This is a genomic window from Psychrobacter sp. 78a-MNA-CIBAN-0178, assembly GCF_040309625.1.
GTDB lineage: Bacteria > Pseudomonadota > Gammaproteobacteria > Pseudomonadales > Moraxellaceae > Psychrobacter > Psychrobacter okhotskensis.
This window is the reverse complement of record NZ_JBEOOZ010000149.1, coordinates 1-260: the sequence shown is the minus strand read 5'-3', so window position 1 is coordinate 260 and position 260 is coordinate 1. Positions and strand designations below refer to the sequence as shown.

The 260-nt window shown below is 42.3% G+C and carries 1 protein-coding gene; it reads right to left on the bottom strand.

Annotation, left to right across the window (positions count from 1 at the left end; all coding sequences use genetic code 11):
• Nucleotides 1-260, bottom strand: a 260-nt coding sequence (locus tag AAEY80_RS14635) for a GTPase (RefSeq protein WP_350588608.1), incomplete at both ends; no start/stop codon positions are given.

Below are 260 nucleotides of genomic sequence, written 5' to 3'. Positions count from 1 at the left end.
CTGCAATACCTTCGCGTGCATCGATAACTAATAATACTACGTTAGCATCTTCAACCGCTTTCAAGGTTTTAATTACCGAGAATTTCTCTATAACTTCATTTACTTTACTGCGACGTCGAACACCAGCAGTATCAATTAACACGTACTCTCTACCTTCGCGTGACATTGGAATGTAAATACTGTCACGAGTGGTACCTGGCTCGTCATAAACGACGACACGTTCTTCGCCGAGGATACGGTTAATCAGTGTTGATTTACCC